The following is a 12,514-nucleotide window of genomic DNA, read 5'->3' on the forward strand; positions in this document are numbered from 1 at the left end:
CCTAGAACGAACAATAAGATCAAATCTCCAACCATAAGGAGATTTGAAATGGGAAAACGACGCACTAACCAAGAATGGCAAACGCTTATCGAGCAATCTGAATCGAGTTCCTTGTCAATACTCGCTTTTTGCAAACTCAAGGAGATCAACCCTTCGACGTTTTATGCCAAGCGCCAGCAGCTCAATAAAATTGAGGTTTCTCAAGGCTTCGTAAAAGCTGAAGTTGTCGAAAAGACAACCAAGTATCAAGCGACAGTGGTAACGGCTAACATGACTCTGCTCGTCAATGATGTTGAGCTGAGCATCCCACAAGGCACGCCAGCCGCTTACTTAGCAGAACTCATCGGAGCGCTATCATGAAACGCATGCTTAGCGCTCCAGAGATTTATTTATATCGTGAGAGTGTCGACTTTAGAAAGTCCATCAACGGCCTCGCCGCGATTATCGAAAGTGACACCGACTTACCTTTAGGAAGTGGCGCACTGTTCCTGTTCACCAATAAACAGCGCGACAAAATCAAGGTATTGTACTGGGATAAAACAGGCTTTGCTCTTTGGTACAAACGCCTCGAAAAAGCCAAGTACAAATGGCCATCAAAAGAGAAAAATGAGGTGTTTACCCTGACTCAATTTGAGCTTGATAGGCTGCTTTCAGGCTTCACGATTATCGGCCATAGACCCGTAAGAATAAACGATTTTACAATGACTTAAACGATAATAAAGCCTTATATACCAAGCGTTAGCGGCATGATTTCAGTATAATAAATGCCATGAAAAAGACGCCAAATATCAACCCAGAAAGTCAAGATGTTGCCGAGCTACAAGCGATGGTGAAAGCGCTCATGGCGTCAGAAAACCGATTGAAACAAGAGCGCCAATCGCTACTTGAACAACTCAAGTTTGCCTTCGACCGCCAGTTCGCTAAACGCTCGGAGGCGTTAAAGCCTTACGATGCATCTCAAGGTGACCTCTTCAACGAAGTGGAATGTGAAGCCGCTAAGGAAGATGAGGTTGAGGTCACGACAACCACCACAACGAAGAAACGTGGTAAGCGTAAGCCACTTCCAAAAACCTTGCCTCGTGAGGTTATCGAACTCGATTTAGACGACCATGAAAAGCAGTGTGCGTGCTGCAAGCATAACCTGCATAAAATCGGTGAAGACCGCAGTGAAAAGCTAGAGTTCTCGCCAGCGGTACTCAAAGTGCTGGAATATGTTCGTCCTAAATATGCTTGTCGTCAGTGCGAGCAAACTGAAGAAAAAAGCCACATCGTTCAAAAACCAGCGCCGCAAAGCATTATCCCTAAAAGCTTCGCGACAGAAAGCCTGCTGGCCAATATCATTCTTGGCAAATATCAATACGCGATGCCGCTGTATCGCCAAGAGTCGCTCTTTACCCAATCGGGTATCGAACTATCGCGCACGACTATGGCAAGGTGGGTTATCCAAGTCAGTGAAAAGTTCGCACCGCTTTACGCGGCCTTGAAAACACACCTACTTGAACAAGTGGTGGTTCAGGCGGATGAAACGCCGCTCAATGTCCTCAAGGAAGATAAGCAATGCTACATGTGGCTATACTGCTCAGGCGCAGACTCGCCAGAAGTCGCACTTCCCAACGTGAAAAATATCGCCTTGTACGACTATCAAAACAGTCGCGCGAGGGCGTGCCCTGTTGCCTTCTTGGGGGATTACAGTGGTTATCTGCAAACCGATGGCTATGGTGCTTATGATGGCCTTCATCAAGTAACCAATGTCGGCTGCTTGGCGCATGCACGTCGTAAGTTCATGGATGCTAAGAAGCTTCAAGGTAAAGGTAAGTCAGGCAAAGCAGATAAAGCGTTGGCCAAAATCCAGAAGCTGTATGGAATAGAATCCCGCTTAAAAGGTGCGTCTGTCGAAACACGAAAAGCTGAACGCCAACAGCATGCCAAGCCAATACTGGATGAGTTGTACGAGTGGATGACAACTCAACAAGTGATAGCGTCTAGCCCGTTGGGTAAAGCGATAAAATACACGCTTGGACAATGGCCGAAGCTCATCCGCTACATTGACGACGGTCACTTATCGATAGACAATAACCGTGCTGAACGCGCAATTAAACCGCTGGTCATTGGCCGAAAAAATTCTTATGACCTTTTTCAAGTTTTTAGGCAAAACCTCTCTCTCCTCTGTGAGATGAGGCATGTTTTCAACGCTAGAATTGCCTGAAAGTGAATCAGCAATTACTTGGGTTATACATACTCTTATTCGGGGATCTTTAGCCCCAACATGGTTTTCGTAATGAGTTTACCTCTATCTGGCTACTAGCATCTAACCAAGTGGTCGCTTAAATTCTTGACGAGGATTACTCACCAGAGCTTCTTCACTTTCAAGCAAATTTTTAAACGTTCTGGTTTCGAGTAGTAACTGCAATGTCCCACATGAATCCAAGCAACTCTCTAGCAACAGCAGTAATTGCTATTTGTGATTTTTTCCCTTTAGCTACCAAGCTTCGGTAACGAAAGCATAACCGCTGTTGAGCTTTCCAGGATATATCTTTGGCTTCTTGGCATACGCTATCTGGTCGATTCGTGATTAGCCAACTACCGACCTTAGCATTGTTTCTATATGCCCATGCAGCCTCATACAGAAGCCGTCTTAACTCAACATTTCCAGCCTTAGTGATCCCAGCTTTACGAGTAATACTACCACTTGAGTGCTCTCCAGGTATTAGACCAAGAAACGCCATTATTTGTTTAGGATTACTAAATCGAGAGAAATCACCCAGCTCAGCCACGACGGAGATTGCAATAGTACGTCCGACACCTTTTTAAAGCTTGCAGTTGATTAACCAGGCTATAAAGCGACCAGTTAGGAAGTAACCTATCAATTTCTTGGTCTAGTTGCTCAATACGATTTTCTATTTGCTCCAAGCTTTGTCGATAGTGTTCGTAAGCTATTTGTTGAGACGCCAAGGGGAAAGATTGGTTGGCTAGCCATACTCGATGGCGCACAGTCCACATTTTCTTTTCGTACTTTTTCCCCGTTCTCAGAAGAATGCTTTGAATTCGCTGCTTTGCAACCTTAGTATCTTTCTTTGCACAACTTCTGGCTCTCACAAGATCACGCATAGCTTCATGTGTCATGTCAGGTACCCAGACATCAACTAACTCGCCCGCTCTCAACAACCTCGCTAAAGCGACGGCATCGCGATGATCGTTTTTGATCTTGTTGGTTGATATCTTAGGTATTCTAGAAGGAGCCACAACGGTACAATCTATGTTCATGCTAAGTAGCAACCTATACAGCCCGTAGCCTGTTGGGCCTGCTTCGTAGCAGACAAGGATCGTACTGTGTAGCTTGATGAGCTTCTTCATTAGACGAATAACGGCATCCTTTGCTGAAGAAATGTTCCCATAAAAGCGAACTTCTCCCTGCCGTTCTGGACTTGCAATCGCAACAGCAATCGTATCCTTGTGCACATCAAGCCCAATATAAGCAGAATAGTTGACGGGTTCCATATTGATGACCTCCAAAAACGCACCATAGGTGAGTCTTAGTATATAAGGTCATACCATCTGGTTATTCTCGGCCAATCCTAACGGGGCTGACGCGAGCGCGATGCTTTACAGTATCGTGGAAACTGCAAAAGCCAACGGCCTTATCCTATACGACTACATGGTCAAGTGCATGAAAGAGCTGGCAAAAGCAGAGCCAGATGTCGATGCGCTCCTACCTTGGAACTTCAAACATTAGTCATATCGCCCCGTGGGTTCATGGGGCGTTTACCAATAACCGTGCTGAACGCGCAATTAAACCGCTGGTCATTGGCCGAAAAAATTCTTATGACCTTTTTCAAGTTTTTAGGCAAAACCTCTCTCTCCTCTGTGAGATGAGGCATGTTTTCAACGCTAGAATTGCCTGAAAGTGAATCAGCAATTACTTGGGTTATACATACTCTTATTCGGGGATCTTTAGCCCCAACATGGTTTTCGTAATGAGTTTACCTCTATCTGGCTACTAGCATCTAACCAAGTGGTCGCTTAAATTCTTGACGAGGATTACTCACCAGAGCTTCTTCACTTTCAAGCAAATTTTTAAACGTTCTGGTTTCGAGTAGTAACTGCAATGTCCCACATGAATCCAAGCAACTCTCTAGCAACAGCAGTAATTGCTATTTGTGATTTTTTCCCTTTAGCTACCAAGCTTCGGTAACGAAAGCATAACCGCTGTTGAGCTTTCCAGGATATATCTTTGGCTTCTTGGCATACGCTATCTGGTCGATTCGTGATTAGCCAACTACCGACCTTAGCATTGTTTCTATATGCCCATGCAGCCTCATACAGAAGCCGTCTTAACTCAACATTTCCAGCCTTAGTGATCCCAGCTTTACGAGTAATACTACCACTTGAGTGCTCTCCAGGTATTAGACCAAGAAACGCCATTATTTGTTTAGGATTACTAAATCGAGAGAAATCACCCAGCTCAGCCACGACGGAGATTGCAATAGTACGTCCGACACCTTTTAAAGCTTGCAGTTGATTAACCAGGCTATAAAGCGACCAGTTAGGAAGTAACCTATCAATTTCTTGGTCTAGTTGCTCAATACGATTTTCTATTTGCTCCAAGCTTTGTCGATAGTGTTCGTAAGCTATTTGTTGAGACGCCAAGGGGAAAGATTGGTTGGCTAGCCATACTCGATGGCGCACAGTCCACATTTTCTTTTCGTACTTTTTCCCCGTTCTCAGAAGAATGCTTTGAATTCGCTGCTTTGCAACCTTAGTATCTTTCTTTGCACAACTTCTGGCTCTCACAAGATCACGCATAGCTTCATGTGTCATGTCAGGTACCCAGACATCAACTAACTCGCCCGCTCTCAACAACCTCGCTAAAGCGACGGCATCGCGATGATCGTTTTTGATCTTGTTGGTTGATATCTTAGGTATTCTAGAAGGAGCCACAACGGTACAATCTATGTTCATGCTAAGTAGCAACCTATACAGCCCGTAGCCTGTTGGGCCTGCTTCGTAGCAGACAAGGATCGTACTGTGTAGCTTGATGAGCTTCTTCATTAGACGAATAACGGCATCCTTTGCTGAAGAAATGTTCCCATAAAAGCGAACTTCTCCCTGCCGTTCTGGACTTGCAATCGCAACAGCAATCGTATCCTTGTGCACATCAAGCCCAATATAAGCAGAATAGTTGACGGGTTCCATATTGATGACCTCCAAAAACGCACCATAGGTGAGTCTTAGTATATAAGGTCATACCATCTGGTTATTCTCGGCCAATCCTAACGGGGCTGACGCGAGCGCGATGCTTTACAGTATCGTGGAAACTGCAAAAGCCAACGGCCTTATCCTATACGACTACATGGTCAAGTGCATGAAAGAGCTGGCAAAAGCAGAGCCAGATGTCGATGCGCTCCTACCTTGGAACTTCAAACATTAGTCATATCGCCCCGTGGGTTCATGGGGCGTTTACGCTTTATGGTTCTCATAGGCTTCTTAACAAAGTAAGCTAACAAGACGTTACAAAGAGGCTTCTCACGCTCGGCTATTTTCATTCAAAATGGGCTCAGTGTTTAGGGTACAAGTGAACTTGTAGTGGTTTGAAGTTGAGTGCGCTAGGTAGAGAGAATAGTTTTCGCCTATCGGCAGGGTGCTATGTGCTTACAAGGAAATGGGAATGGAAATTACAACGGGAAAGTCTATTGAACTCATCGAAAAGGCTCAGGCTATTCGTTATCAGGTATTCACGGTGGAGCAAAGCATTCCGAATGAATTGGACTTTGATGGCTTAGATTGTGTTGCGGAACATGTTCTTGTTACAGAAACGAATCAAGCTGTAGCGACTGCTCGTATAGTTATCAATGCTGATGGCTCTTCAGTTATGGCTAGAGTTGCTGTCCTTGAAGCTTATCGAGGTCGCGGTATTGCCTCCATTGTCGTTAACAAGTTAATTGAGTATGCCAAAGAGCAAGGAGTAATCTCTATCGAGATTCATGCTCACAGCTATTTGCGTGGTTACTATGAAAGACTTGGATTTGAGTTTATCCAAGAAGTAGAGATAGTTGGAGAGCATCAACTCATCGAAATGCGCTATCAATTAGTACTCACATAAACGGCGGTACATGGTTGGAGAGTCTAATGCACCTAAAGTACAAAATTACTGACCCCGGATGTGAAGAGTTTTCAGCGCTGGTACAAGAGCTAAACGTCACACTAAAAGCGATCACGACTGACACGGGCGAAAGCTCATTTGTTCGTGACGAGTTCTGTCCAAGTACGGATGGATGTATAGTGATTTATGACCAAGATATAGCGGTAGCTTGTGGGTTATTCAGAAAACATCACAATGGGTCATGTGAACTAAAGCGTATGTTTTCCAAAGTAAAAGGTGCAGGTAGTTATCTGATTTCACAGCTTGAATCCTATGCTCTCCAAAAAGGTTACGAGCGTGCGGTGCTATCGACACGGAGAGTAAATAAGCGGGCAATCAACTTCTACAAACGCCATGGTTACAGTGAGGTCGAGGCATATGGAAAGTATGTGCATACAGATAGATCGATCTGTTTAGGCAAAGCCTTATGTAACTAGGAGACAATATGGATATAGCGGTTGTAACATTTGATGGATTTAATGAACTAGATTCGTTTATCGCATCGGCAATTTTAAATCGGATGAAAGAACATGGCTGGAATGTTCAGATAACGTGCCCGACAAAGTCGGTGACGTCAATGAATGGTCTTGAGATTGTTGCTCAGCAACCACTAGAGTTTGCTAACAAAGCTGACGCCGTACTTTTTGGTAGCGGAATGCTGACAAGACAAGTAGCTCGGGATGAAGCAATTTTATCGCGATTTTCCTTAAATTCTTCAAAGCAGGTGATAGGGGCGCAGTGCTCAGGAACTCTACTCTTATCTGCATTAGGACTGCTAAACGATGTTCCCGCTTGCACCGACTTAACGACGAAACCTTGGGTGCAGGAGTTAGGGATCGACGTTCTTGACCAACCATTGTATGCCAGCGGGAATATCGCGACATCGGGTGGTTGTTTATCGTCAACGTACTTAGCTGCGTGGACTATTTGTAAGTTGGCCAGCAAAGAAGACGCAATGGCAGCCATCCACTATGTTGCACCAGTAGGGGAAAAAGAAGTATCGCTCGATCATTGTATGTCTGTGATATCAGCTTACATTTAGAGTACTGCCTAGCAAGTTACTAAATGTACTCAGAGTTTACCAACGGAAGGGAATCAATGAAGCTAGCACAATTAAATATAGCATTGTCCAAATATCCATTAGACGCACCGGAAATCAAAGATTTTGTTGATAATTTAGATTTGGTCAATGGCATAGCGGAAGAAAGTGACGGCTTTGTTTGGCGCTTAAAAGATGAAAGTGGTGATGCGACCAGTATCCAGCTATTTGATGACCCAAACATGATTGTAAACATGTCCGTTTGGGAGTCCGTAGATACGTTGAAAAACTTTATGTTCAGAACGCATCATAGAGACTTTATGCGACGTAAGAGCGAATGGTTCCATCGTCTTGATGAAGACAGTTACGTTCTTTGGTGGGTCAGTGATAGCCATATTCCTACCACTGAAGAGGCTCTAGAGCGATTAGAGCATCTGCGTAAGAATGGTGATAGCCCTTATGCGTTTACATTTAAAAGTAACTATACGCCTGATGATGTAAAAGTCTTGGATTAATATTTCCTATTAAAACTATGGCTTTGGAAGATTCTTCTTTAGGGTGAGCACCTAGCTATTCATTCCGTGCAATAGACAATGTGAACAGACTCGCATCGTACTTGAGTAACAGATTTCAATTTTAGCCTTCTATAGAACAATGAAACAGGAGGTTCTATGAAGCGTAAAATTGAGTTCGTGAAGCATCCCCATGCACTAGATGCCTGTAAGTCTTCAGTGATTGTGGGAATAGCAGTACTACTAGCATTACAGTTTGTTTTTTCTTTGGAGCAAAGTGCGTTCACTTATGGTGGTGTGATCGTCGGCGCTGTATTTCAATACATAGCCATTATGCGCAAAAGTGAAAGTAACCTAACTGTCGATACGACCGATGTGTATTTGTTTGGTATTCCCGCGGTATTGAGGTGTCAAAAGTCGATTCTTGGTAAACCGTATATTCGTGTTACGTCTTTAACGCGTCATGGCTACCATAGAGTAAAGGTTTACGAGGACTGGGTAACGGAGTGTGACTGGCAGTTTATGTTGACTAAGTGCTCATGAGATGGCGATGAAGCATAGAGTTTTCATGGTTCAGTACATTTATGTGTAATTCGGATGACAAGTTTGGTGAAATCAATGATTAGCTGTGAACAATATGATTACATTGAAATAGTTTGCTTATATCACTATCCAATAGAATTAACGATGAAATCTGGAGAGCGAATTAACGGTGTTGCCTTGGATACTAAGCGCAACGACCAAAAGCAAGAGTGTATCGAGGTGAAGATCGACGAAACTAAGCAGTTAGTTATTCTAGAGGACATCTCTAAACTTACAGTTAGTGTGAAAAATCCACATTTTAGTGAGGTTACGTTTCAGTAGCACTAACGCGTAGCGCCGTGCCAGGAAGGGGTTAAAAGGACTATGATAGTCGATACAGCCACCAAAAAGGATTTAAGGAGTATTGTTTCCTTAGTGAAACAAGTGGCAAGCTGTGATGTTTTGCCATTGTTAAGCATACAAGGACAAACTGAGTTTACTACAAGAGTACTTAGCGATATTGAGACTACGTTGGATACGACAGCTTTCTGTACACTCAAAGTTGTCATTGATAAGGAAATTGTCGGTTACGGAGCGCTTCGTAACGGTAACTATCTTACTCACCTTTTCATATCTAAACACAGCCAAGGTAAAGGAATAGGCAAAGCCTTGCTTACTCGTCTTTTAGAGACTTCAACAGAGTCTGAAATTGATCTGCGCTCTTCAATCAATGCAGCAAGCTTCTACGAAAACTATGGTTTTAATCGAATAGGCGAAGAGACGGAGTTTAATGGTATTCGATTTGTGCCAATGCGTTTGGTTCGATTTTAGACACCTTACCAGTCATAGAGGATGACATGACATTTAGCGAGATAAAAGCTGGAGACACACAGCTTCAAAAAGATCTGCTTCTTATTGCATTATGGACACCAGACGACGAAGCAGACCATAGTCCAGAGGTATTAGAGCTTCCTCATATCAAAGCATATTATGAAAACTGGGGTAGGGAGGGTGATATTGGTTTCTTTGCAATGTCTCCAGACTCAGCGCCAATGGGCGTCGTGCAGGCACGCTATAAGTCCAGTCAAACGAAAGCCTACTCTGATTACCCGGAAGTCGCGATAGCGGTTCATCCGAACTATCGAGGACGAGGGATTGCGTCTGCGCTAATGGAGCAACTTATCAAATCTGTTCCGTCGGGTCTAAGACTCGGTGTTCATCCAAAAAATACGTCCGCAATCAAGCTGTATGAGAAATATGGTTTTAGAACGTATGAAGTTGCCGAAAGTGGCTACGCACAGATGGTTCGTGAAAATTAAATATCTTAGTGCAGACTTACTGGCGTTGACGCCGTTGCTCTGCGCGAAATAGAGACAAGTTATCAAACTTAATGAGAAGGAAAAGAAGATGTCTATGACTATTAAAGGTAGATGCTTATGTGGCTCTGTTGAGTTTGAGTTAGAAGATAGATTCGAGAACTTCTATTTTTGCTACTGCGAGCAATGTCGAAAAGTGACGGGGTCGTCTCATGCCTCCAACGCGATTACGGATAAGCACAACTTAACTTGGTTAAAGGGAGAGGATTTAGTTGTGCGTTTCGACCACCCTGAAGGAAGCTTTTCCAAGGTATTCTGCTCTCGTTGTGGTTCAGGTTTACCCCATGAATCTCAGAATGGTACCGACCTTGTTGTGCCAGTGGGGAGCCTTGATAGCGCACCCTCATTATCGCCCACAGCCCAAATCTTTAGTGCAGAGAAGACCAAATGGTTCAAAGAAGGCATTACAGCCCCAGAGTATATAGGGTTTAAGACTGACATAGAGTGACCCATTGAAGGGTTGTCTTCCAAGATAGCGTAACTTGCCTCTTGAGGTTTTAACAAGATAACAAGTAAGAATGGAAATGGACATTGCAACAAGCCTTAAACGCTGGCGTAGAATGACTTGGGTAGGAGCTAGTGAATCAAATAATACAACTCATTGAAAATGACAGTGCCAGGCTAGAAGCCATCCATCAGGTCTATCTTCTAGCGCTACCTCAGTGTTATTTAGCGGCGGGGTTTGTTCGAAATCTGGTTTGGGACCATCTGCATAACAAGAAAGACTCAACACCACTCAATGACATCGATGTTGTGTATTTTGATCCAAATGAAACCGATGACTCCACCTATCTTGTTTACGAAAACATTCTGAGCAAGAAAATGCCTCAGTATCATTGGCAAGTTCGAAATCAAGCCATTATGCATGCCCGAAATGGGGATGCGCCTTATACAAGTACCCTAGACGCTATGAGTTATTGGCCAGAAAAAGAGACAGCGGTGGGGATCCGCCAAGTCGCTTTTGGACAGTTTGAATGTATATCTGCATTTGGTTTTGATTCTCTGTTCCAAGCTAAGCTATCGCCTAATCCGAAAAGACCATTGAGCGTTTTCCATAAGCGAGTAGAGTCAAAGCAGTGGTTGCGACAGTGGCCTTTACTGACTGTTGTAGAGCCAAGCTAAAAGTAGTCACTATATGCCCATCCACTATAAACATTTAAAAGTGAAATGAATTTTCTGTTGACCTCAACTTAACATGAGGTTTTAAGCTTACTCTCAGCAGTCAACGGAGGATAAGCTATGCAGAATAATTATGAACCTTTGCTATGGAAGAAAACGTTTCAAGAGGAAGTGGCGAGAGAGGTGGTACAAGCACAAAGGCGAGGGTTGCATTGGCCGAGCTTTTCTTTTGGCGTGGTGTTCGCCGTGTTAATGACGAATCTGATGTGGTGACCCTTTTTGGAACTTGACCACACCAGATTCTAGGTATCACGAGTCTCGGTTATAGTGCAGCTAGAATGGCTTCTGCAGTACTGACCTCAAATTGACTTGGCGCTTCTACATTGAGCTGAGTAACCACGCCATTATCGATAATCATGGCGTAGCGTTGAGAGCGCACGCCACCAAAAGATGCGGTGTCCATATCCAGTCCGATCGCTTTGGTAAACGCCGCATCGCCGTCACCTAACATGAGCAGTTCGCTGGCGTTGTGTACCTCACCCCAAGCTTTCATTACGAACGCATCGTTCACTGACACGCAGCAAATAAGGTCTACACCTTTTGCCTTGATCGTATCAGCATTGACGACAAACCCTGGTAGGTGAGCCTCTGAGCATGTCGGTGTGAATGCGCCGGGAACCGCAAATAACACTACTTTTTTATCAGCAAAAAGTTCAGCCACATTGTGATTTACCATGCCGTCTGCAGTGAGTTGGCTAAGGGTTACATTAGGTAGAGCTTGCCCTTGTTGAATCATGTTTCTTCCTTATTAATTAGCGAATTGACTTACCTACTCAAAGATAGACTATCTGATCGAAGCTTGGCACTAAGGTCGACAGATTTCACGCTTTGGTGCAAAATAGCCCTCAATATTAATAGAAAATTGATGAAGTTATGTCACTCCCTCCTTGCCCAAATTGTCAATCTGAATACGTTTATCAAGACCAGTCTCAATTAATCTGCCCAGAGTGTGCCTATGAGTGGAATCCTGTTGAGGCGGAAGAAAATAGTACGCTGAACATCAAGGATGCCAATGGAACTCGCCTGGAAGAAGGGGATCGTATTACATTGGCAAAAGACCTTAAAGTTAAGGGCAGCTCAATGGTTATGAAGATCGGGACCAAAGCGGTGATCAGAAGAATAGTTGATGGAAAGGACCATCAACTAGACTGCAAGGTCGATGGCGCCGGTGAAATGATGATCACCGCAAAGTTCGTTAAGAAAGCGAACGTATAAATCTTGTCAGGCAAGGGGAGAAGTATGAAGTTAGAAAGCCTTGCCCCTTGTCATTTCGACATGCTGTTCGAGTTTGAACGCGATAACAAAGCTTGGTTCGAACAGTATGTTCCTGCTAGACCCGCGAGTTACTCCCAAAACGCGTCTTTTGTCACCGCTCAACACGCTTTGCTCGAAGAGCAGTGTTGTGAAACGAGCCTTTTTCTCGTTCTAATCGATGAAAATCGTATTGCCGCACGTGTTAACTTCACCAACATCGAAGAAGCTGAATGTGAGTTGGGGTATAGAGTCGGGCATGCTTATGTGAATAGCGGAATTGCGACTCAAGCCGTTCATGATTCGTTACTACTCGCACAGCAAAAGCTCGATCTTCGTTTAGTCTACGCAAAAGCCGCTACTAATAATCCAGCATCGATTCGTGTTCTTGAAAAATCGGGATTTTCCCGCACTAAGCAGCGACCTGAATTGATGCGCCTCAATGAGGATGTATTAAAACTGGCCCATTTTGAACTTTCCCTTAAGTGATAATCAA

General features: G+C 44.0%; 18 protein-coding genes and 4 pseudogenes. 19 read left to right on the plus strand and 3 right to left on the minus strand.

The features are described from left to right. The first annotated feature begins 48 nt into the window (after positions 1 to 48). The 3 genes and pseudogenes from tnpA to tnpC form a co-directional block, all read left to right on the plus strand. The gene (tnpA, locus tag AC6I8U_RS07205) at positions 49 to 360 is read left to right on the plus strand and encodes an IS66 family insertion sequence element accessory protein TnpA (RefSeq protein WP_498018161.1); all 312 of its coding nucleotides are present in this window, start codon (positions 49 to 51) and stop codon (positions 358 to 360) included. After that, positions 357 to 710 carry an IS66 family insertion sequence element accessory protein TnpB gene (gene tnpB, locus AC6I8U_RS07210; protein ID WP_498018162.1) on the plus strand — a complete coding sequence of 118 codons (354 nt, stop codon included), beginning with the start codon at positions 357 to 359 and terminating at the stop codon, positions 708 to 710. The genes tnpA and tnpB overlap by 4 nt, the downstream gene beginning before the upstream one ends. Positions 711 to 769: 59 nt before the next feature. Further along, positions 770 to 2,122 (plus strand): annotated as a pseudogene (tnpC, locus tag AC6I8U_RS07215) (IS66 family transposase); the annotation flags it as partial. Positions 2,123 to 2,378: 256 nt separating this feature from the next. Here the strand turns inward: tnpC and AC6I8U_RS07220 are convergent. Next, a pseudogene (locus AC6I8U_RS07220) lies at positions 2,379 to 3,498 on the minus strand (IS110 family RNA-guided transposase). Positions 3,499 to 3,544: 46 nt separating this feature from the next. Here AC6I8U_RS07220 and AC6I8U_RS07225 point away from each other — a divergent pair. Both AC6I8U_RS07225 and AC6I8U_RS07230 read left to right on the plus strand, forming a co-directional pair. Further along, positions 3,545 to 3,733 (plus strand): annotated as a pseudogene (locus AC6I8U_RS07225) (transposase domain-containing protein); the annotation flags it as partial. Continuing rightward, positions 3,702 to 3,902: an IS66 family transposase gene (locus tag AC6I8U_RS07230; protein WP_498018329.1), complete on the plus strand. Its 201-nt coding sequence runs from the start codon at positions 3,702 to 3,704 to the stop codon at positions 3,900 to 3,902. The pseudogene AC6I8U_RS07225 and the gene AC6I8U_RS07230, both read left to right, overlap by 32 nt. 172 nt (positions 3,903 to 4,074) lie before the next feature. Here AC6I8U_RS07230 and AC6I8U_RS07235 read toward each other — a convergent pair whose 3' ends face one another. Beyond that, positions 4,075 to 5,193, minus strand: a complete 1,119-nt coding sequence (locus tag AC6I8U_RS07235; protein ID WP_498018163.1) for an IS110 family RNA-guided transposase — start codon at positions 5,191 to 5,193, stop codon at positions 4,075 to 4,077. Between the two features lie 46 nt (positions 5,194 to 5,239). Here AC6I8U_RS07235 and AC6I8U_RS07240 point away from each other — a divergent pair. From AC6I8U_RS07240 to AC6I8U_RS07295, 12 genes and pseudogenes are all read left to right on the plus strand, one after another. After that, positions 5,240 to 5,428, plus strand: a pseudogene (locus AC6I8U_RS07240) (transposase domain-containing protein); the annotation flags it as partial. 237 nt (positions 5,429 to 5,665) lie between these two features. After that, positions 5,666 to 6,100: a GNAT family N-acetyltransferase gene (locus AC6I8U_RS07245; RefSeq protein ID WP_498018164.1), complete on the plus strand. Its 435-nt coding sequence runs from the start codon at positions 5,666 to 5,668 to the stop codon at positions 6,098 to 6,100. Between the two features lie 26 nt (positions 6,101 to 6,126). After that, positions 6,127 to 6,576 (plus strand): GNAT family N-acetyltransferase, encoded by a 450-nt coding sequence (locus tag AC6I8U_RS07250; protein WP_498018165.1) that lies wholly within the window; start codon positions 6,127 to 6,129, stop codon positions 6,574 to 6,576. Between the two features lie 8 nt (positions 6,577 to 6,584). Then, positions 6,585 to 7,181 carry a DJ-1/PfpI family protein gene (locus AC6I8U_RS07255; RefSeq protein ID WP_498018166.1) on the plus strand — a complete coding sequence of 199 codons (597 nt, stop codon included), beginning with the start codon at positions 6,585 to 6,587 and terminating at the stop codon, positions 7,179 to 7,181. A gap of 56 nt (positions 7,182 to 7,237) precedes the next feature. Further along, the gene (locus tag AC6I8U_RS07260; protein ID WP_498018167.1) at positions 7,238 to 7,693 is read left to right on the plus strand and encodes a DUF3291 domain-containing protein; all 456 of its coding nucleotides are present in this window, start codon (positions 7,238 to 7,240) and stop codon (positions 7,691 to 7,693) included. Positions 7,694 to 7,849: 156 nt separating this feature from the next. Next, positions 7,850 to 8,233 carry a hypothetical protein gene (locus AC6I8U_RS07265; RefSeq protein WP_498018168.1) on the plus strand — a complete coding sequence of 128 codons (384 nt, stop codon included), beginning with the start codon at positions 7,850 to 7,852 and terminating at the stop codon, positions 8,231 to 8,233. A 75-nt stretch (positions 8,234 to 8,308) separates the two neighbouring features. Next, a complete protein-coding gene (locus tag AC6I8U_RS07270; protein ID WP_042472714.1) occupies positions 8,309 to 8,554 on the plus strand; it encodes a Rho-binding antiterminator in 246 nt (81 codons plus the stop codon). A gap of 93 nt (positions 8,555 to 8,647) precedes the next feature. Continuing rightward, positions 8,648 to 9,043, plus strand: coding sequence for a GNAT family N-acetyltransferase (locus AC6I8U_RS07275; protein WP_498018169.1), 396 nt, complete (start codon positions 8,648 to 8,650; stop codon positions 9,041 to 9,043). Between the two features lie 26 nt (positions 9,044 to 9,069). Continuing rightward, positions 9,070 to 9,531: a GNAT family N-acetyltransferase gene (locus AC6I8U_RS07280; protein ID WP_498018170.1), complete on the plus strand. Its 462-nt coding sequence runs from the start codon at positions 9,070 to 9,072 to the stop codon at positions 9,529 to 9,531. An 88-nt stretch (positions 9,532 to 9,619) separates the two neighbouring features. Then, positions 9,620 to 10,036 carry a GFA family protein gene (locus AC6I8U_RS07285; RefSeq protein ID WP_498018171.1) on the plus strand — a complete coding sequence of 139 codons (417 nt, stop codon included), beginning with the start codon at positions 9,620 to 9,622 and terminating at the stop codon, positions 10,034 to 10,036. Positions 10,037 to 10,167: 131 nt separating this feature from the next. Continuing rightward, complete coding sequence (locus AC6I8U_RS07290; protein ID WP_498018172.1) at positions 10,168 to 10,710, plus strand: nucleotidyltransferase family protein; 543 nt, start codon at positions 10,168 to 10,170, stop codon at positions 10,708 to 10,710. Positions 10,711 to 10,827: 117 nt separating this feature from the next. After that, complete coding sequence (locus AC6I8U_RS07295) at positions 10,828 to 10,980, plus strand: hypothetical protein (protein ID WP_197058721.1); 153 nt, start codon at positions 10,828 to 10,830, stop codon at positions 10,978 to 10,980. 49 nt (positions 10,981 to 11,029) lie between these two features. Here the strand turns inward: AC6I8U_RS07295 and AC6I8U_RS07300 are convergent, their stop codons facing one another. Then, the gene (locus AC6I8U_RS07300) at positions 11,030 to 11,503 is read right to left on the minus strand and encodes a peroxiredoxin (protein ID WP_234495896.1); all 474 of its coding nucleotides are present in this window, start codon (positions 11,501 to 11,503) and stop codon (positions 11,030 to 11,032) included. Between the two features lie 137 nt (positions 11,504 to 11,640). Here AC6I8U_RS07300 and AC6I8U_RS07305 point away from each other — a divergent pair, with 137 nt between their 5' ends. Together AC6I8U_RS07305 and AC6I8U_RS07310 are read left to right on the plus strand one after the other, a co-directional pair. Further along, complete coding sequence (locus AC6I8U_RS07305; RefSeq protein WP_042472737.1) at positions 11,641 to 11,982, plus strand: zinc ribbon domain-containing protein YjdM; 342 nt, start codon at positions 11,641 to 11,643, stop codon at positions 11,980 to 11,982. A gap of 24 nt (positions 11,983 to 12,006) precedes the next feature. Then, a complete protein-coding gene (locus AC6I8U_RS07310; RefSeq protein WP_498018173.1) occupies positions 12,007 to 12,507 on the plus strand; it encodes a GNAT family N-acetyltransferase in 501 nt (166 codons plus the stop codon). Positions 12,508 to 12,514: the final 7 nt, after the last annotated feature.

Source organism: Vibrio sp. KUL80 (genome assembly GCF_059725495.1).